The organism is Sphingomonas sp. 2378, from assembly GCF_038084995.1.
GTDB lineage: Bacteria > Pseudomonadota > Alphaproteobacteria > Sphingomonadales > Sphingomonadaceae > Sphingomonas.
Genome location: NZ_JAXCMJ010000012.1, coordinates 83,261 through 103,801 on the forward strand (window position 1 = coordinate 83,261; position 20,541 = coordinate 103,801).

Here is a 20,541-nt window from a genome sequence, read left to right on the forward strand (position 1 = left end):
AGGATCGTCGACGACGGCGGGTGCGCCTAGCGTATCCGTTTGGTCAGGACCGAACGGTCGCCTGCGATCGATAGACGATAGCCGCCCATCGCCGCTTCCTTGACCGTTACCCCGGTGCCTGGCTTGGGTGGGAAGGATAGCGCCTCCAGCGTCTGCCACACCGAACCGTTGGCCAATTGGATGTCGAAGCGGCCATAGGCCTTGGCCGGGGCGATCGCGACGATCTTGCTGTCGAGTTGGCGCACCGCGGTCGCATCGTCGGACGCGCCACCGCCGAACATCTCGCCGGTCGGGGTGGTCAGCCCGAAGCGTTGTTGCTTGCGCGCCACGACCGTTTTCCGGTCCAGCACCATCAGGTCGCCGGACGCCCGCGCATTCGCCAGCACGTCCGCCGCACGATCATAGCAGCGCAATCGTGCTGCATCGCCGCGAACCTCGCGGCAGGCGGTCAACTCGTCAACCGTCCTGGAACGGTCGTCGATACGCTGCGCCGCAGCAGCTGACGATAGGCAAACCGCTAAAATGATCTGGACTTTCATCGACTTCGGTATCCTTCGTGCGTTTCCGGCGGGTTTGATGAAATTTTAATGCACGTTCTGTGACGGTTATGTCACAGCCACGATAAACCTGAAGATATGGGCCCAAATCCAGGGGTTTGGGTTTGCAACCGACTCTAACGCCTTTGTAATAAAATGGCAGCACCCGGTTAAATCCGGGTCGAAAACGTCAGGTCACAAGGCCGACAAAAGGGGTTAAGTCTATGAAAACAAATGCTCGCGTGCGCCTGCTGGCGTCCACGTTGCTGATGGGTGCAGGTATTTTCGCTGCTCCCGGTCAGGCGCAGGTCGTGCCGCAGGACCCGGCCGCCCAACAGACGAACACCGACGGCACGCCCGTCACCAGCGAGTCCAGCCAGGGCGATATCGTCGTCACCGGTACGCTGATCCGCAACCCGAATCTGGTTTCGTCGAGCCCGGTCGCGGTCGTTGGTCGCGAAGAACTGACGCTGCGTCAGACCAACACCGCCGAGGAAGTGCTGCGTCAGCTGCCCGGCGCGGTGCCCGGCATCGGCACGGCGGTCAATAACGGCAATGGCGGCGCGTCGTTCGTCAACCTGCGCAACCTCGGTTCGAACCGAAACCTCGTCCTGATCGATGGCAAGCGCATCGCGACAGCGGGGCTCAGCGGCCAGACCGACCTCAACAACATTCCGCTCGCCCTGCTGGAGCGGATGGACGTCCTGACCGGCGGTGCATCGACCTCGTACGGCGCCGATGCGGTGTCGGGCGTCGTCAACTTCGTCACCCGCTCGGACTTCTCCGGCGTCGATGCCTCGGCCAGCCAGCAGATTTCGCAGCGCGGCGACGGCAACTACTTCCGTGCCGACGTCACCATCGGTGCGAATTTCGACGATGGGCGCGGCAATGCCGTATTCAGCGTCGGTTACCAGGAAGCCGATCCCATCTATCAGGGTGATCGCCGTTACTCGTCGAACACGATCAGCTCGACCACCGGTAGCGCCGCCGCCGGTTCGCCGACTTCGGTGCCGACCTCGCTCGGCCTGGACGGACAGTCCGACCTGCTGCAGGTGAATCCGGGCAGCAACCTGCTGGTCGCGCCCTATCAGGACTTCAATTTCAGCCCGTACAACATCTTCTTCACGCCGTTTAAGCGCTACAACATGTACGGCGCGGCGCATTACGACGTGTCGGATACCGTCACCGTCTATACCCGCGGGCTGTTCTCGAAGAACCGGGTGTCGACCATCATCGCACCGTCGGGCATCTTCGGCGAGTCGCTGACCATTCCGGGCAACAATCCGTATCTGCCGACGGGTATCCGCAGCCAGCTTTGCGCGGCCGCCGGAATCACCGATGCGGCGGCTTGCGCGGCGAACGCCGCCATTCCGATGCCGGAAGTCTATCGCCGTACGGTCGAACTCGGGCCGCGCGTCAGCGAGTTTGAAACGACGCTGTTCGACTATACCGCCGGGGTCCGCCTGAACCTGACCAAGTCGCTGAACCTGGATGTTTACGGATCCTATGGCGAAAGCCAGAACACCCAGACCCAGTCGGGTTATGTGCTGCGTTCGCGCGTCCAGCAGGCGCTGAATGCCGATAACACCACGACCTGCACCGTCACGACCAATGGCTGCGTGCCGCTCAACCTGTTCGGTCAGGCGGGCAGCATCACGCCGCAGCAGGCCGCGTTCCTGAACGGTCAGAGCACGATCACCACCAAGACCCAGCTGTCGCAGGTCCATGCGCTGCTGAACGGTGATTTCGGTTTCGCTTCGCCCGCCGCGTCCACCCCGATCAGCTTCGCGGTCGGTGCGGAATATCGCGATTACGGCGCGCAGCGTATCCCCGACGCCTATGCCCTGGTTCCGGGCGAACTGGGCGGCGCGGGTGGCGCGGTCCTGCCGGTCAATGGCGGCTTCAACGTCACCGAATTCTTCGGTGAGGTCATCGCCCCGCTGGTCGAGGACAAGCCGTTCTTCCGCAACCTGACCATCGAAGGCGGTATCCGCCAGTCGCGTTACAAGATCGACGCCACCGGCAACCCCAGCTTCAATGCCACCACCTGGAAGGCTGGCGGTAGCTGGGAACCGATCGCCGACTTCAAGGTGCGCGGTAACTACCAGCGTGCGGTTCGTGCGCCCAACATCAGCGAACTGTTCGCGCCGGTGTCGACCTATCTGGTCAACCTGACCGTCGATCCGTGCGCCGGTGCCGCTCCGACCAGCAACGCCAATCTGGCGGCGATCTGTCTGGCACAGGGCGCTCCGGCGGCGGTGATCGGTTCGATCGCGAACCCGGCTTCGGGCCAGCCCAACGCCACCGGCGGCGGCAATCCGAACATCCGTCCGGAAGTCGCCGATACCTTCACCGTGGGGGCCATCCTGACCCCGCGCACGCTGGTCGAAGGGCTGACGATCAGCGTCGATTACTTCAACATCAAGATCAACCAGGCGATCACCGAAGCGACCCCGGCGGACATTCTGTCTGCCTGCTTCGGCAACATCACGGCGGCCTCGGCCACCTCGACGGCCTGCACCAGCATCCGTCGCAGCACCACGACAGGCCGTCTCAGCGGTTCGTCGGCGACGGTGGCGGGCTTGCCGCAGCCGTTGACCAATGCTGGCCGCATCGCGACCGATGGTATCGACCTGACCGCCGATTACCGTCGTGACCTGGGCTTCGCGAAGCTGAACCTGAACTTCCAGGGCACCTGGACGAACAGCAATACCTTCCAGGCCTCGCCCAGCTCGGTCGTTCGCGAATGCGTCGGCTATTACAGCGCCAACTGTCTGACCATCCAGCCGAAGTTCGCCTGGAACCAGCGCACCACGCTGACCTTTGGTGATGTCGACCTGTCGCTGCTGTGGCGTCATATCGATGCTGTCCGGTACGAGCCGGGTCTGACCCCGCTCTTCTCGGGCACGATCACGGGCAACACCCCGATCGCCGGCCAGGTCTGGAACTTCAACCGGATCAAGGCCTATAACTATCTCGATCTCGGCACGCGCATCCGTGCCACCGAGAATTTCGAGTTGTCGATCCTGGTCACCAACCTGCTCGACAAGCAGCCGCCGATCGTCGGATCGAACGCCGGTTCGACCTCGTTCAACAGCGGCAACACCTATCCGTCGACCTATGACACGGTCGGTCGCGGCTTCCGCGTTCAGGGTCGCGTCCACTTCTAAGGACCGGTTCGCGATCGCAATCGCCAAGGGAAAGGGCGGTCCGCAAGGGCCGCCCTTTTTCGTTGGGAATCGCAGGCTGTTAATCCCCGAAACAGCGCGGACGGCGCTTGTAACCCGCCCGGTTCCCCCCGCATAACGGCATCATGACCCAGCCGCTTCCCGCCCCCGCAATGTCGTTGCTCCAGCAGGCCCAGGCCGCGCAGGCACGGGGCGATGGACCGGGGTCGCGTCGTTTGTTGAAACAGGCCCTGGCGCAGGTGGCCGATCATCCGATCCTGTGCAACGCGATGGGGATGAGCCTGTTGTCGACCGACCCGGCGGGGGCGGCCGACTGGTTCGAGCGGGCGATCCAAAGCGATGCCGATGCACCGCCCCTATGGATGAACCTGGCGACCGCGCGGCGCGACCAGGGCGATGTGGCGGGCGAGCGCGAGGCGCTGCTTCAAGTGCTCCGCCGCGATCAGCGGCACGTCATGGCCAATGTCCGCATGGCCGAATGGCACGACCGGGCCGGAGAAGAATCGCAGGCGCAGTTCCGCTGGCATGGGGTCGCGACGGTCTTGCAGTCCCTGCCCGAACGGTCGGCAGGCCTCGACCAGTTGCTCGCTCATGCCCAGGCGCGGATAGCCGCCCGTGCACAGGCGCTCGGCGATCAACTCGACGCCGCGCTGGCACCGGATTGGGGGGGTGTGCCTGCCAGCCGGCGGCGGCGGTTCGATCGGTGCGTCGATGCGCTGCTCGGGCGGCGGGCGATCTACCACAATGTCTGCCATGGGGTGCATTTCCCCTTCCTGCCTGCCGACGAGTTTTTCGACCCCACGCATTTCCCCTGGTTCGCCGAGCTGGAAGCGGCGACGCCTGCGATCCGGGCCGAGTTGGAGGCGCTGCTCGCGCGGCCGGACAGCGGTTTCACGCCCTATGTCGCGATGGAGGCCGGGACCCCGGAGAATAAATGGACGGCGCTCGACCATTCCGAGGCTTGGAGCGCCCGCTATCTCTGGCGCTACGGCGTGCGCGACGCGGATATGGCCGCGGCCTGCCCGCAGACGATGGCGTTGCTCGATCGGCTGCCGCTGGCGCATATTCCGGGGAAGGGGCCGACCGCCTTCTTCTCGGTCCTGAAACCCGGCACGCGCCTGCCTGCGCATACCGGGGTCAGCAATGTTCGGGCGATCGTGCACCTGCCGCTGATCGTACCCGAGGGCTGCGGGTTCCGCGTCGGCGGCGAAACGCGCGCCTGGGTCGAGGGGCAGGCCTTCGCCTTCGACGACACGATCGAGCACGAGGCATGGAACGACAGCGCAGAATTGCGGGCGGTCCTCATTCTCGATGCCTGGAACCCGCATCTGGCCGACGACGAACGACGGATGCTGCAAAATCTGTTCGTCGCACTCGGAAAGATCGAGGGAGCGAAGACGCTCGCCGCGCTGGCCGAATAGCCCCGGAGCGGAGTTTCACTCGCATTCGACGTGATGCCCGGCTGTTATGATCGGCGTCATCACCTTGTCATGATCTGCGGACGGGCCATCGCGCTGCTTGGTCAATCCGTGCCGCCGCGGGAGATAGCGGCAATAAACTAACACCGTTTTCGGAGGCGATTTTATCTGCTGCCCTTGGGGAGCGGCATCCACCCGCTCGCCCATACTCTCCATTTGATTTCATAACATATGTCAGTAACACTGACATCGTTTGCATGTCATTTGCGCGTCATGTTCGCGTCATTCTGACGTCCGGGTGACGGTCCTGTCATATGAGACAGTGCTTGTGTCATTTATGCGACAGGCGCACGGTTGTGATGATTTCCCCTGATTTCTGGCCTTTACACGAGCCATGGTTCGTCTCAATCAAGCAACATTCCGTTAGCAAATGGGATTTTTCTTTCACGCGAGCGGTGACCCTTCCGGCCAGAAGGCCGGGAGGAAGAGAAAAAAGGGGTAATGAACATGACCAATTCGTGGATCGGTCAGCGCAGGCTCGGCCTGCTCGCGACGGTCGCGCCGCTTTCGCTGGCGCTCGTCTCTCCGGCCTGGGCGCAGAGCGTGCCCGACGCCAACCAGAATGCCGAAAACAACGCCCAGGTCGCACAGGGGGCCGAACAGGCCGATGCCGGGCAGGGCGGCGACATCGTCGTCACCGGCTCGATCATCCGCGGCGCCGATGTCGGCCCGTCGCCGGTGTCGACCATCACCACCGAGAATCTCGACGCGCGCGGCATCAACACGGTGCAGGCGGGTATCCAGGCGCTGGCGTCGAACAACGGCCCGGCGCTGACCAACTCGTTCACCGCCAATGGCGCGTTCGCGTCCGGTGCGTCGTCGGTGTCGCTGCGCGGTCTGTCGACCAACTCGACGCTGGTCCTGTTCGACGGTCTGCGCGCCGCTTACTATCCGCTGTCGGATGACGGCACGCGCAACTTCGTCGACCTGAACACCATCCCCGACGACATCGTCGACCGCGTCGAAGTGCTGCGCGACGGTGCGTCGTCCAGCTATGGCGCGGACGCGATCGCGGGCGTGGTCAACATCATCACCAAGCGTTCGGTCAAGGGCATCATGGGCCGCGCCGAGGCCGGTATTTCCGAGCGCGGCTATAACGCCAACCAGCGCCTCTCGCTGACCGCCGGTACCGGCGACCTCGATGAGCAGGGCTATAACGCCTATATCAGCGGCTTCTACTATCGCTCCGAGGGCGTGAAGGCGCGTCAGGTGCCGTCGCCGTACAACAGCAGCGACGAGCGCGGCATCTGTTCCGACCGCACCGGCTCGCTAGTCTGCGGCCCCAACAACATCGCCAACGGGCTGGACGCCAACAACCAGTATACCAATGGCTTCGCGATCAACACGCCGAACTTCTTTGTGCGCCCGGCGGATGCGACCAACACGACGGCGCTCGGTCGCTATCAGTTGCTGAACCCGACGGCGGGCTGCCTCACCGGCAATCCGTACAACCCGACCGCGTCCGAACTGGCGCTGCCGATCAACGCGACCGCGCCGGGCACCGTCTGCCAGGTCGATAGCCAGCGTCTGTACGGCAACATCACGCCCGACATCGAGCGTGTCGGCGGTTCGGCGCGCTTCACCGCCAAGATCGGTGATACGTCGGAAGCCTATCTGCAGGTCAATTTCCAGCAGGCGACGACCAGCTATACCGGCACCCCCACGGTGCTGCGCGCCAATGCGCCCGCCGGTATCCTGTTCCCGCAATATTCGACGTCGCAGAACGCCACGCCCGCGATCGATCCCAACTCGGCGATCCTGGCGCTGCCGGTCTATATCTGCCCGCGCACGACCGTCGGCGCCTGCACCGCGACCAACGGCACGCTGAACCCGAACAACCCGTTCGCCGCGGCGGGCCAGGTCGCGCGTCTGGTCGGCATGCTGCCGAACAGCTTCGAATCGACCCGGACCCGCAGCCGCGTCTATCGCGCCGCCTTCGGGATCAACGGCACGATCTTCGACGATGTCGATTATCGCTTCGACGCGACCGCGATGCACACCGATCTGCGCCTGGAGCAGAACGGCTATGTGTACATCCAGCACCTGCTCGATGTGATCAAGGACGGCAGCTACAACTTCATCAACCCCGGCCAGAACAGCCAGGCGACGCTGAACTATCTGACGCCGACCAACATCACCAACGACAGTTCGGACCTGTTGCAGGCGCAGTTCACCCTGGGCAAGGCGATCATGACGCTGCCGGGCGGCGATCTTCGCCTCGCGGTCGGCGGCTCGATCTTCTACGAAGCGATCGATGCGCCCAGCGCGAACTCGGACGAGAACGGCCCGACCCAGCGCTATTTCCGCCTGAACGCCTTCGGCACCAAGGGCAACCGCACCGTTTCGTCGGCCTTCTACGAGGTCAATGCGCCGGTGTTCGACCAGCTGACCCTGAACGCCTCGGGCCGTTACGACCATTATTCGAGCGGCCAGAGCGCCTTCTCGCCCAAGTTCGGCGCGATCTTCAAGCCGATCCGCCAGGTCTCGTTGCGCGGCACCTATTCGCGCGGTTTCCGCATTCCCTCCTTCGGCGAGGCGAACGCGCTGCCCACGACCGGTTACGTGACCCAGTCGCTGAGCAGCATTCCGGATGCCTTCCTGCGTCAGTACAGCATCAATCCGGGCGCCGGACAGATCTGTTCGCAGAACACGCCGACCAACTGCTCGGGCTATATCTCGAACTATTCGATCGGCCAGACGACGCTGGCGTCGCAGAATCTGGACCCGGAAAAGTCGCGCAGCTTCACCGCCGGGATCAAGGTCGATCCGGTGCGCGGCCTGTCCTTCACGGTCGATTACTATAACATCCGCAAGACCGGGGCGATCACCACGCCCGACCTGTCGCCCGCCATCGCCGCCTATTATGCGGGCACCGCGATCCCGGCCGGCTTCACGGTCATCCCGGATGCCGTCGACGTCAACAACCCCACCGCGACGCCGAAGATCGCCTTCGTCCGCTCGCAGCTGATCAATGCGCAGACGATCAAGTCGGAGGGCATCGATTTCGGGGTCAACGGCTTCTACGACTTCGGCGCGGTCCGCTGGACCACCAACCTCAACGCCAGCCTCATCCTGGAGCTGAGCACGACGGTGGACGGCGTGCGCCAGACCTATGTCGACACGCTGGGCAACTTCAACCTGACGGCCGGTTCGGGCACGTTCGAGTGGAAGGGCAACTGGGTCAACACCTTCGACTTCGGCAACTTCGCACTGTCGGGTACGGTCAACTACACCTCGGGCTATGACCTGTCGGCCATGGACCAGGGCGATGCGTACAAGGATTGCGGCCAGGCCCCGGCCTATTTCGGTTGCCGCGTGAAGAGCTACATCACGGCGGATGCGAACGCGTCGTTCAAGGTCAACGACAAGTTCACCTTCTACGTGAACGTACTGAACGTCTTCAACCGCCTGCCTCCGATCGATCCGGTGACCTACGGCGCGTATCTGTACAACGCGGTGCAGGGCGGCGACGGCATCTTCGGCCGCCAGTTCCGCGCGGGCGCCAAGTTCAACTTCTAACCCCAGGTCCGCTTGCGGACCCAACTGAAGGGGGCGGTTCCTTTGCGGGAGCCGCCCCCTTTTTCATGGCGCGGCCTTGAGATTCTGGGAATCGTGATTCGCGAGAGGAAGGGCGCGCATTGACCGCCAATAGCCGCTCCGCAATTCAATCCTGCCAAACGGTGTGTTGCTGTATTACAAATATATATCAATGTAAGGTGTGCGGCTAAGTTGTTGGTACACAGCATCTTTCTTGCGCGTAATTGATGCAATCATTTACGCCGTAGAGCGTAAGTGTTGCATTTTGCGCACAATCTTCCATGAAAAGCGAATAAAATGTCAAAAAGCCTTTGTAAGAGTGCGTCATCTTCCTGACATATGTTGGTCATCGCCCCTTCAGGGTGGCGAAAAGGCGTCGTTCAGACGTCATTTCAGGGGGAATAAAGGTGACCAAACAAGGTTTGTTTGCAAAGGCATTCCTGCGTCGGGGCTCGGCGCTCCAGTCTATTGCCATGCTTGGCGCGGGCGTGGTCGGCTTGGGCATCGCCGCACCGGCTGTGGCCCAGACCAGCATAACGACGGATGCACCACAGAAGGCGCCCGACGAGATCATCGTCACGGGATCGCGCATCTCCAACCCGAACCTTGAACAGTCCAGCCCGGTCGTAAGCATCGATGCAAAGGAAATCGCGCGGCAGGCACCGACGTCGGTCGAGAATATCCTGCGCGAGCTGCCGGGGTCGGTCATTGGTAACGGTGACACCATCAACAATGGCACGAACGGCACTGCCTCATTCAATCTGCGGGGACTCGGTTCGAACCGCAATCTTGTCCTGCTGAACGGTCGCCGTGTCGTTCCATCAGGTCTGGGCAACGTAACCGACCTGAATAACATCCCGATCGCACTGATCGAGCGCTTCGACCAGTTCACCGGCGGTGCGGTTACGACCTATGGCGCAGACGCCATTGCTGGCGTGGTGAACTTCGTCACGCGTCAGGACTTTTCGGGTCTTCAAGTGACCGCGCAGAACGGTATTACCGAACGCGGTGACGGCAACAAGATGCGCCTCGACATGGTCATGGGCGCCAACTTCGACGACGGTCGTGGCAACGTCACGATCGGCCTGAACTACACTGACCAAAAGTCCGTTCTGCAGGGCCGCCGCCCCTATGCGTTCACGTCGCTGCAGTCCACATGTACCGGTGTCGATTCGCGTCGCGGAGCCGCATGTGATGCAGCTACATCCGGTGTGGCCCAGGGGTCGAACACGGCAGTGCCCGCCTCGTTGTTCTTCCCTTTGCCCGACACCGGCGCCTTTGCCGATGGCGCGCGGTTCGATCCCTCCACGGGCACGATCACGCCGGGGCTCTCCGATTTCAACTTCAGTCCGCTGAATCTTTTTCAAACGCCTTTGAAGCGATACTCGATCTTCGCGCAAGGCAAGTATGAAGTTGCGAGTAACATCGAGGCTTACGGAGAGGCTTTTTATTCGCGCAATACTGTGCGGATGGAAATTGCGCCAACTGGTACTTTCACGAACCAGTTTCAGGTTCCGCTCAACAATCAGTTCCTGACCTCGGCGCAGCGCATCCAGCTCTGCTCGTTCGCGCAGCAATCCGGCGTCGCGATCGCGGACTGCCCTACGGCGATCGCCAACGGGACCGAAATTCCGCTCATCGCGGCGCGGCGTTTTGTCGAAACCGGTCCTCGGATCACGACCTATAACTCGAATACGTATCAAATTACCGTGGGCGTGCGCGGCAAGCTTTCCAGCACGCTGAACTTCGACATCTTCGGTCAGCACGGTGAGGCGGATCGTCGTAACGTCTCCAGCGGCAGCGCCTTGGCCGATCGCGTGCAGGCGGCTCTTCGTGGATGTCCCGCAGGATCACCGGTTCGTGCATCTTGCGTTCCGATCAATATCTTCGGTGCTGCGGGCTCGATTACTCCGGCGATGTTGAACTATATTTCGATCCCGACTTCGACCTTCGTCGAAACGTCGTTCTCGTCGGCGCAGGCTGTGATCGATGGCGACTTCGGCGTGTCGTCACCCTTCGCCGACAATCCGATCGGCGTCGCGGTCGGGGCCGAATATCGAGCCTATTCGGGCAACTCCTTCGGTGATCTGCCGTCGCAGACGCCGGGCGCTGTTCTGGGCGCGGGTGGGGCGACGCCTACGGTTTCGGGCTCCTATCATTCCTATGAAGGGTTCGCCGAAATCAACGCACCGCTGATCACCGACCGGCCGTTCTTTCACAACCTGACGGCGGAGGCGGGCATCCGTTACGCCGACTACTCGACATCGGGCGGCAACACGACGTGGAAAGTCGGCGGTAGCTGGGCTCCTGTTCGCGATCTGCGCTTCCGGGCAGCCTATACCACTGCCGTTCGAGCGCCGAATATCGGGGAACTGTTTACGCCGGTGACGACGTCTCTCGCCACCCGTGCCGTCGATCCTTGCCAAGGTTCGAACGCCACAGTGAATGCGACCCGCACGGCGCTCTGCACAGCGCAGCTTGCGGCCGTTGGTCTGCCCGCATCCCGTATCGGATCGATACCGGCTCCGATCGCCAATCAGGTCAACACGACCGGCGGCGGAAATCCGAATCTGGCCCCCGAAACCGCGCGGACGTTGACGATCGGTGGCGTTCTGACGCCGAGTGTACTGCCTGGTTTCTCGGTCTCGCTCGACTATTACCGGGTGAAGGTGCGTAATGCGATCACCTCGCCAACGATCAGCGACATCGTCGATGGTTGCTTCGCACAGTCTAGCGCGACTTTTGCCAATTGCCAGGCGATCCTCCGCAATCCGCTGACCGGCGGTCTGTCGGGCGACCCGTCGACCACGCAGGGCGTGATCCTCCAGGCTTCCAATCTGGGCTTCCTGCAGGTCGAAGGCTATGATCTCACGGTTAACTACAGCCGCAAGTTCGGTGCGGTTTCGGCGTTGTTCACCTTTAACGGTAACTATACGACGAAGAGCCAATTCCAATCGGTGCCGTCGGCGTTCATTCGCGAATGCGTTGGCTATTACTCGGCATCTTGCGATCCGGTCATGCCAAAGTTCACTTGGAACGCCCGTGCTGGTTTCGGTTACGAAAATGTTAACATGTCGCTGTTCTGGCGTCATCTGTCGTCGGTTCGCTATGAGCCGCGGACTGGTGCCAACGATAGCACCCCGCCAACGGCCGGGACGGTTGGCAGCTTCGGTGCGGTCAGCACCTCATCGGTCGTTGGTGCCTATCGCGCGATCAATGCCTATGATATCTTCGATGCTAATATCGGTTTTGACCTGACCGAAAAGATGACCTTTTCGTTCTTGATCGATAATCTGTTCGACAAGCAGCCGCCGCTGACTGGCAACACTATCGGCGCGCTTAGCTCGGGAAACACCTTCCCATCGACCTATGATGCTCTTGGTCGTCGTTACACCGTTACGGTCGGCCTGAAATTCTAATCGCGGCCGAGTCGCATTGAAAATGTTGGGGCGGTCCTTACGGACCGCCCTTTTTTGTGCTTACCCCACCGACAATGCCAGCTTGCCGTCGCCCTCATCGACGGTGACGGTCGAGCCGTCCTTCACATGTCCGCGCAGGATTTCTTCGGCCAGCGGGTCCTGGAGGTGGCGTTGGACCGCGCGGCGGAGCGGCCGCGCGCCGTAGACCGGGTCGTAACCCACCCGGCCCAGCCATTCGCGCGCGGCGTCGGTCAGGTGCAGCGCGATCTTCCGGTCCGCCAGCAGCTTGGCGACGCGGCCGACCTGGATGTCGACGATCGGCCCCATATGGCTCTGGCCCAGCCGGTGGAACAGGATGATCTCGTCCAGCCGGTTGAGGAATTCGGGGCGGAAATGGGCGCGCACGATCTCCATCACCTGCGGCTCGACGCTCTCGACGCTTTGCCCGTCCTCGACCGCTGCCAGATACTGGCTGCCCAGGTTGGAGGTCAGGATGATCAGCGTGTTGGAGAAGTCGACCGTCCGCCCCTGACCATCGGTCAGGCGGCCGTCGTCCAGCACCTGGAGCAGCACGTTGAACACGTCGCCATGCGCCTTCTCCACCTCGTCGAACAGCACGACCTGATAGGGCCGCCGCCGCACCGCCTCGGTCAACACGCCGCCTTCCTCATAGCCGACATAGCCCGGAGGTGCGCCGATCAGCCGGGCGACGCTGTGCTTCTCCATGAACTCGCTCATGTCGATGCGCACCATCGCGCTAGGGTCATCGAACAGGAATTCGGCGAGCGCCTTGGTCAGTTCGGTCTTGCCGACGCCCGTCGGCCCGAGGAACAGGAAGCTGCCCAACGGCCGGTTCGGGTCCTGTAGGCCTGCCCGCGCGCGGCGAACGGCGGTGGAGACGGCGCGGACCGCATCCTCCTGTCCGATCACGCGCTTGCCGATCACCTCCTCCATGCGGAGCAGCTTCTCGCGCTCGCCCTGGAGCATCCGGTCGACCGGCACCCCGGTCCAGCGGCTGACCACACCCGCGATATCGTCGGCGGTCACTTCCTCGCGTAGCATCGCGCCCTCGGTCGCGGACTGGGCCTCGGCGAGTTGCTTCTCCAGTTGCGGGATGCGCCCATAGGAGAGTTCGCCCGCCTTGGCGAGGTCGCCCGCGCGCTGCGCCTGGTCGAGTTCGATCCGCGCCTGGTCCAGTTGCTCCTTCAGCTTCGCCTCGCCCGCGATCTTGTCCTTCTCCGCCATCCAGCGCTGGGTCAGTTCGTGCGACTGTTCCTCGAGGTTGGCGAGTTCCTCCTCCAGATGCTCGAGCCGGTCGATGCTGGCGGCGTCGCTCTCGCGGCGCAGCCCCTCGCGCTCGATCTTGAGGCGCAGGATGCGGCGGTCGAGCGTCTCGATCTCCTCGGGCTTGGACTCCACCTCCATGCGGATGCGGCTGGCGGCTTCGTCCATCAGGTCGATCGCCTTGTCGGGCAGGAAGCGGTCGGTGATGTAGCGGTTCGACAAGGTCGCCGCCGCCACCAGTGCGCCATCGGTGATCCGCACGCCGTGATGGAGTTCGTACTTCTCCTTCAGCCCGCGCAGGATCGAGATGGTGTCCTCGACCGTGGGCTCGCCGACGAAGACCGGCTGGAACCGCCGCTGGAGCGCGGGGTCCTTTTCGACATACTTCCGATATTCGTCGAGCGTGGTCGCGCCGACGCAGTGCAGTTCGCCGCGCGCGAGGGCGGGCTTGAGCAGGTTGGAGGCGTCCATCGCCCCGTCGCCCTTGCCCGCGCCGATCAGCGTGTGCATCTCGTCGATGAACAGGATGATGTCGCCCTCGGCGGCCTTCACCTCGTCCAGCACGCCCTTCAGCCGCTCCTCGAACTCGCCGCGATACTTCGCACCCGCGATCAGCGCGCCCATGTCGAGCGCCATCAGCTTGCGGTCCTTGAGCGTGTCGGGCACGTCGCCGTTGGCGATGCGCAGCGCGAGGCCCTCGGCGATCGCGGTCTTGCCGACGCCGGGTTCGCCGATCAGGGCAGGGTTGTTCTTGGTCCGGCGCGCCAGGATCTGGATGGTGCGGCGGATTTCCTCATCGCGGCCGATCACGGGGTCGAGCTTGCCGTCCCGCGCCACTTGCGTGAGGTCGCGGGCGAATTTCTTGAGCGCGTCGTAACGGTCCTCCGCGCCCGCCGTGTCGGCGGTGCGGCCCTGGCGTAGCTGCTCGATCGCGCCGTTGAGCCTTTGCGGGTTCACGCCGCCCGTCGCCAGCGCCTTGCCCGCCGCATGGGTGGAGGCCAGCGCGAGCGCCAGCAGCAACCGCTCGACGGTGACGAAGCTGTCGCCCGCCTTTTGCGCGACCTGCTCGGCCTGGTCGAGCACCCGGACCAGATCATTGTCGAGCCCCGGCGAGCTCTGCGCGCCCGAGCCGGAGACGGCTGGAATATTCGCCAAAGCCGCATCGGTCTCCCGCTCGACACGCTTGGCATCGCCGCCCGCCGCCTGGATCAGGCCGAAGGCCATGCCCTGATCGTCCTCGATCAGCGCCTTCAAGAGATGTTCGGGGGCGATACGCTGATGGCTGTTGCGGATCGCCACGGTCTGCGCGGCTTGCAGAAAGCCTTTGGCGCGGTCGGTGAATTTTTCGAGGTTCATCTGGTCTTCCTGTCGCTTTCCAGGTCAGATGGTGTTGCATTAAAGCAACACAAGGGGTTGGCGGAATTTCCTGTCCGCAACATGGGATGGCCGTTTCGATTGCGAAAGGGTGGGTCGTAAATCCCCCAAGCATCATTTGTCGTGCCGGGATTGCCGTCCGCCCTTTGCCCGCTATGCTCGAACCATATACCGAGTGGGGAGACTCCATAGTCATGCGTATCAAGTCCGTAGCGCTGTCGGGCGCTGCCGCCCTCGCGTTCGTCCTGCCGACCCAGACCATTCTGGCCCAGGCCGCGCCCAAGGCCGTCGCGGTGGCGAAACCCGCCCCCGTCTCGACGCTCGTGAAGGCGGTCGACATTCCCTATCAGACCTTCACCCTCCCCAATGGTCTGCGTGTCGTCGTCCATACCGACCGCAAGGCGCCCGTCGTCGCGGTCAGCGTCTGGTACGATGTCGGCTCCAAGCATGAGCCGAAGGGCAAGACCGGCTTCGCGCATCTGTTCGAGCATCTGATGTTCAACGGGTCGGAGAATGCGCCGGGCGACTTCTTCGCGCCGCTGAAATCGGTGGGCGCGACCGATTATAACGGCACCACCTATTTCGACCGGACCAATTATTTCGAGACGGTGCCGACCGCCGCGCTCGACCGCGCGCTGTTCCTGGAATCGGATCGCATGGGCTATCTGCTCGGCGCGGTGACGCAAGGCGTGCTGGACGAGCAGCGCGGCGTCGTCCAGAACGAGAAGCGCCAGGGCGACAACCAGCCCTATGGCCTGACCCAGTATAAGGTGCTGGAGGGGCTGTTCCCCGCCGGGCATCCCTATGCCCACACCACCATCGGTTCGATGGCGGACCTCGACGCCGCCTCGCTGGAAACGGTGAAGGACTGGTTCCGCAGCCATTATGGCCCGAACAACGCCGTGCTGGTGCTGGCGGGCGATATCGACGTCGCGACCGCCAAGCCCTTGGTGGAAAAGTATTTCGGCGCGATCAAGCCCGGCCCCAAGAGCGCGTTGCCGACCGTTTCCATCCCGACGCTACCCGCCCCCGTCAGCGAGGTGATGAAGGACCGCGTGGCGGCGGTGATGATCAGCCGCAACTGGGCGGTGCCGGGGCTGAACGATCCCGAAAGCGCGCCTCTGGTCGTCGCGGCCTCGGTGCTGGGCGGGCTTGCGTCGTCGCGGCTCGACAATATCCTGGTCAAGAAGGAGAAGCTGGCGGTCCAGGTCTCGGCCAGCGACCGCGTCTTCGCGCAGGTCGGCATGTTCAACATGATGGCGATCGTCCGCCCCGGCGTGGACCCCGCGCTGGTCAACAAGCGGATGGACGAGATCCTGGCGGACTTCCTGAAGAACGGCCCGACCGCCGATGAGGTGAACCGGGTGGTCGCCAAGTCGGTGTCGGGTCGCATCCAGGGGCTGGAATCGGTCGGCGGTTTCGGCGGCAAGGCGGTCGCGCTGGCCGAGGGCGCGCTCTATTCCAACGATCCGGGCTTCTACAAGAAACAGCTTCAGGCGATCGCGGCGCAGACGCCCGCGACCGTCCAGGCGGCGGCGGACAAGTGGCTGTCGCGGCCCAGCTATACGCTGACCGTCGTGCCGGGTGCGCGCGACGCCTATGAGGAGGCGAAGGTGCCGCCGCGCGCCGACGTCCCCGCCGCCCCCGACCAGCCCGCCAAGGGTACGCGCGGCGCGCTGCCCGAAGTCGGTCAGGTCAAGCCGCTGAGCTTCCCGACCGTGCAACGCAGCCGCCTGTCGAACGGGATCGAGCTGGTCTATGCGCAGCGCACCGCCGTGCCGATCACCCAGATCGAGGCGTCGTTCGACGCCGGTATCGCCGCCGATGTTGCCGGCAAGCTGGGGACGCAGCGCCTGACGCTGGGAATGCTGGAAGAGGGCACCGCGCGCCGCAACTCGATCGCCATCGCCGAGGAGCAGGAGCGGCTGGGCGCGCAGATCGGGTCGGGCGCGTCGAACGATCGCACCACCGTGGGGCTCAGCGTGCCGAGTATCAACCTGGCCTCCGCGCTCGACCTCTATGCCGATCTACTGCGCAATCCGGCCTTCCCGGAGGACGAACTGGCGCGGGTCAAGGCGCAGACGCTGGCAGGGATCAAACAGGAACTGACCAGCCCGCAAGGCTTGGCGGGCCGCGTCCTGCCGCCGCTGGTCTATGGGCCGACCAGCCCCTATGCCAAGGCGCAAGGCGCGGGCGATCCGCGTGCGGTGGCGGCGATGACCCGCGCCGACCTGATCGCGTTCCAGCAGGCATGGTTGCGGCCCGATAAGGCGAAGATCTTCATCACCTCCGACCGTCCGCTGGCCGAGGTGAAGGCGGCGCTGGAGCGGGCGCTGGGCGACTGGCGCGGCACGGGGGCGGCGGGGGCGAAGAGCTTCACCGCCGGACAGGCCTCCGCGCCCAAGATCGTGCTGATCAACCGGCCCGACAGCCCGCAGTCGATGATCCTGGCGGGCGCGCCGACGCCGCTGAAGGGCATCGACAATCTGTTGGTCCAGAACACCGCCAACGACGCGCTGGGTGGCAGCTTCCTCAGCCGGATCAACACCGACATTCGTGAGAACAAGCATTGGTCCTATGGCGTGCGCGGCGGTTTCCAGACCTCCGAATTCGCGGCGCCCTATGTCATGTCGGCCCCGGTCCAGGCGGACAAGACCGGCGCGTCGATCGATGCGCTGCGCACCGACGTCACCGAATTCCTGACCACCAAGCCGATGGATCAGGTTGAGTTCGACCGCGCGATCACCGGCGCGATCCGGTCGTTGTCGGGCAATTTCGAGACCTCCGACGCGGTGCTGTCGGCGATGGAGGCCAATGACCTATATCGTCGCCCCGACGATTATTATGCGACGATCACCCAGCGTTATCAGGCGATGACCCTGCCCGAGCTGAACAAGTCGATCCAGGCGGCGTTGAACCCCAAGGATTTCATCTGGGTCGTGGTCGGCGATGCCAAGACGGTCAAGCCGCAGCTCGATACGCTGGGCCTGCCCGTCGAGGTGGTCGAGGCGTCCGCGGTCGTCGGGCAGTAAGCGTCGGGATTTAAGGGAGAGAGACTATGGCCGATATCGACGGCACCTGGAACTGCACCGTCAAGTCGCCGCTGGGCGATCAGGACATGACGCTGACCGTCCGGACCGAGGGCGATCGCTTCACCGGCTCGGGCGGCGGCCAGATGGGCGCGATGGAGATCGAAGGCGACGTGTCGGGCAATACGATCACGTGGAAGATGTCGATCACCACGCCCATGCCGATGACGCTGGATTGCGAAGCGACCGCCGATGGCGACACGCTGACCGGCTCGGTCGGCGCGGGCGCGTTCGGCAGCTTCCCGTTGTCGGGGACGCGGGCGGGGTGATCTTCCTGCGGTGAGATGGGGAAGGGCGGTGCGTCGATGGACGGGCCGCCCTTTTTCTTTGGGGTTTCCCTTGGCCTTCGACTTCGCTCAGGCTGAACGGTGTATGGGATGTGGGGCCGGGGGCGCTTCCCGGTCTGATGGCCAACCTCCGTTCAGGCTGAGCGAAGTCGAAGCCCACGCCCCCATCCCCGCCACATAACCGGTTCAATTCCCGCCAAATCCCGTTACGCTGCCCCCAAAGACGAAAGGGGACCAGCATGATCGACCGTCGGCATTTCCTGGGCGGCACCGCCGCGATGGCGGTGGCTGCGCAAAGCGAGGGCGTCCTGGCCCAGGCCACCGTATCCACTCCGCTCAACGCGCTATTCGACACGCTGGTCCAGGAACAACTCCGCCGCAGCCCGGAGGCGGCGACCAATCTCGGCCTCGACACCGGTGCCAATGCCGATCTTCGCTCGAAGCTGTCCGATCAGTCGGCCACCGGCATCGCCGCGGCGAAGCAGGCGACCAAGGCCGATCTGACCCGGCTAGAGGCGATCGACCCCGCCAGTCTGTCGCCGGAGGAACGGATCGACCTTGAGGCGATCCTTTACACCCGCCGCTCGGCGCAAAGCGTGCAGGCGTTCGACTTCGGCGGGACCTCCTATGGCCCCAGCCCCTATGTCGTATCGCAATTGTCGGGCGCCTATCAGTCGGTCCCCGACTTTCTCGACACCAAGCACAAGATCGCGAGCGCGGGCGACGCCGACGCCTATCTGATGCGGCTCCGCGCCTTTGCGGGCCAGATGGATGCACAGACCGAGCGGATGCGCCATGACGCCGGGCAGGGGGTGGTGCCGCCCGACTTCATCATCGACCTGGCGCTCGAGCAGATGGCCAAGACCCGCCAGCCCGCAGGGCAAGCGCCGGTCGTCCAGTCGCTCGCCCGCCGCGCTACTGAGAAGGGGCTGGGGGACCGCTATGCCGCGCAGGCCGCGAAGATCTATGAGGCGGAGGTGCTGCCCGCGCTCGACCGCCAGATCGCCTATGCCAAAACGTTGCGCGCCAAGGCCACGCATGACGCCGGGATATGGAAATTGCGGGAGGGCGCGGCCTATTACCCGGTCGCGCTCAAGGCCAACACGACGACCAGCTTCTCGCCCGACGAGGTGCACCGTTTCGGTCGCGATCAGGCGGCGATGCTGTCGTCGCGGCTCGACGCACTGTTGAAGACGCAGGGCTTTACCAAGGGGACGGTGGGCGAGCGGATGGCCGCGCTCTACAAGAACCCGGACCAGCTCTATCCCAATACCGACGAGGGCAAGCGCGCCGCCATCGCCTATTGCAACGAACGGCTGGACGCGATCCGCACCCGCCTGCCGCAGGCGTTCGAGCGGATACCGCCCTATGGCTTCGAGGTGCGCCGCGTGCCGCCCCAGACCGAGGCGGGCGCGGCGGCGGCCTTCGCGCAAGGGCCCGCCATCGACGGCTCGCGCCCCGGCCTGGTCTATTTCAACCTGAAGGACAGCGCCGACTGGCCCAAATTCTGCCTGGCGACGACCGTCTATCACGAAGGGCTGCCGGGGCATCAGATGGAGGGCGGGCTTGCCCTGTCCAACACGCGCCTGCCGCTGATCCGCAAGATCAACGGCTTTTCCGGCTATGGCGAGGGCTGGGCACTCTATGCCGAACAACTGGCCGACGAGATGGGCATGTATGAGGACGATCCGCTGGGGCGGCTGGGATATCTCAAATTCCTGCTGTTCCGGGCCAATCGCTGTGTGGTCGATACCGGTCTGCATCACCTGCGCTGGACCCGCGAACAGGCGATCCGCCATTTCGTCGAGGCCGAGGGCGAGGCGGAGGGCTTCGCCACCCGTGAGGTGGAGCGCTATTGCGTCAATCCGGGCCAGGCGGCGAGCTACAAGCTGGGTCACTCGGTGTTCGTCGACATTCGCGATCTGGCGAAGAAGCGACAAGGCGACCGTTTCGACCTGAAGGCGTTCCATACCGCCGTGCTGCGCCATGGCCGTGTCCCCCTCGACGTGTTGCGCCGGATCGGGGAGGAGTGGGCGCGGACTTGACCGGGATCGGCATCGCGGTGATCCTTCCATCCGGGAGACTATCGCGATGCAGGGCAGCGTTCGGGTCCGGCAGGATAAGTGGCGACGGCTGGCGGCTGTCGTCGCCACGGTCGTGGTCCATGCCGCGATCGTTGCGCTGTTGATCCTGGGGTCGTCGCGGGTCCGGCGGATCGACGATACCCGGTGGTCGAGCCTGACCTTGTTCGAGGTCCCGCCCTTGCCCGAACCGCCGCCCCTGTCGGTCCCGCCCCCTGCCGTCGGACGCACCGCGAGGCTCTCGCGCTTCACGGGGGCGGGCGTAACT

General features: G+C 64.0%; 9 protein-coding genes and 1 pseudogene. 8 read left to right on the forward strand and 2 right to left on the reverse strand.

The features are described from left to right. Positions 1-26: 26 nt before the first annotated feature. Complete coding sequence (locus tag SM191_RS08610) at positions 27-539, reverse strand: hypothetical protein (protein WP_341505821.1); 513 nt, start codon at positions 537-539, stop codon at positions 27-29. A gap of 221 nt (positions 540-760) precedes the next feature. On the opposite strand from SM191_RS08610, the gene SM191_RS08615 reads away from it, so the two are divergent. The 4 genes from SM191_RS08615 to SM191_RS08630 all read left to right on the forward strand — a co-directional run bounded on the left by SM191_RS08615 (position 761) and on the right by SM191_RS08630 (position 12,158). Next, positions 761-3,706, forward strand: a complete 2,946-nt coding sequence (locus SM191_RS08615; protein WP_341505822.1) for a TonB-dependent receptor domain-containing protein — start codon at positions 761-763, stop codon at positions 3,704-3,706. Between the two features lie 143 nt (positions 3,707-3,849). Then, positions 3,850-5,145: an aspartyl/asparaginyl beta-hydroxylase domain-containing protein gene (locus tag SM191_RS08620; RefSeq protein ID WP_341505824.1), complete on the forward strand. Its 1,296-nt coding sequence runs from the start codon at positions 3,850-3,852 to the stop codon at positions 5,143-5,145. Between the two features lie 504 nt (positions 5,146-5,649). Then, the gene (locus SM191_RS08625; RefSeq protein ID WP_306997619.1) at positions 5,650-8,721 is read left to right on the forward strand and encodes a TonB-dependent receptor domain-containing protein; all 3,072 of its coding nucleotides are present in this window, start codon (positions 5,650-5,652) and stop codon (positions 8,719-8,721) included. A gap of 425 nt (positions 8,722-9,146) precedes the next feature. Further along, positions 9,147-12,158 (forward strand): TonB-dependent receptor plug domain-containing protein, encoded by a 3,012-nt coding sequence (locus SM191_RS08630; protein ID WP_341505825.1) that lies wholly within the window; start codon positions 9,147-9,149, stop codon positions 12,156-12,158. A 60-nt stretch (positions 12,159-12,218) separates the two neighbouring features. Here the strand turns inward: SM191_RS08630 and clpB are convergent, their stop codons facing one another. Then, complete coding sequence (gene clpB, locus SM191_RS08635) at positions 12,219-14,798, reverse strand: ATP-dependent chaperone ClpB (protein WP_341505826.1); 2,580 nt, start codon at positions 14,796-14,798, stop codon at positions 12,219-12,221. A 212-nt stretch (positions 14,799-15,010) separates the two neighbouring features. Between clpB and SM191_RS08640 the strand changes: the two genes are divergently transcribed. From SM191_RS08640 to SM191_RS08655, 4 genes and pseudogenes are all read left to right on the forward strand, one after another. Further along, positions 15,011-17,848 carry a M16 family metallopeptidase gene (locus SM191_RS08640; RefSeq protein WP_341505827.1) on the forward strand — a complete coding sequence of 946 codons (2,838 nt, stop codon included), beginning with the start codon at positions 15,011-15,013 and terminating at the stop codon, positions 17,846-17,848. A 26-nt stretch (positions 17,849-17,874) separates the two neighbouring features. Continuing rightward, complete coding sequence (locus SM191_RS08645) at positions 17,875-18,174, forward strand: hypothetical protein (RefSeq protein WP_341505828.1); 300 nt, start codon at positions 17,875-17,877, stop codon at positions 18,172-18,174. A gap of 257 nt (positions 18,175-18,431) precedes the next feature. Further along, a complete protein-coding gene (locus SM191_RS08650; RefSeq protein ID WP_341505829.1) occupies positions 18,432-20,237 on the forward strand; it encodes a DUF885 domain-containing protein in 1,806 nt (601 codons plus the stop codon). Positions 20,238-20,283: 46 nt separating this feature from the next. Further along, positions 20,284-20,541, forward strand: a pseudogene (locus tag SM191_RS08655) (hypothetical protein); the annotation flags it as partial.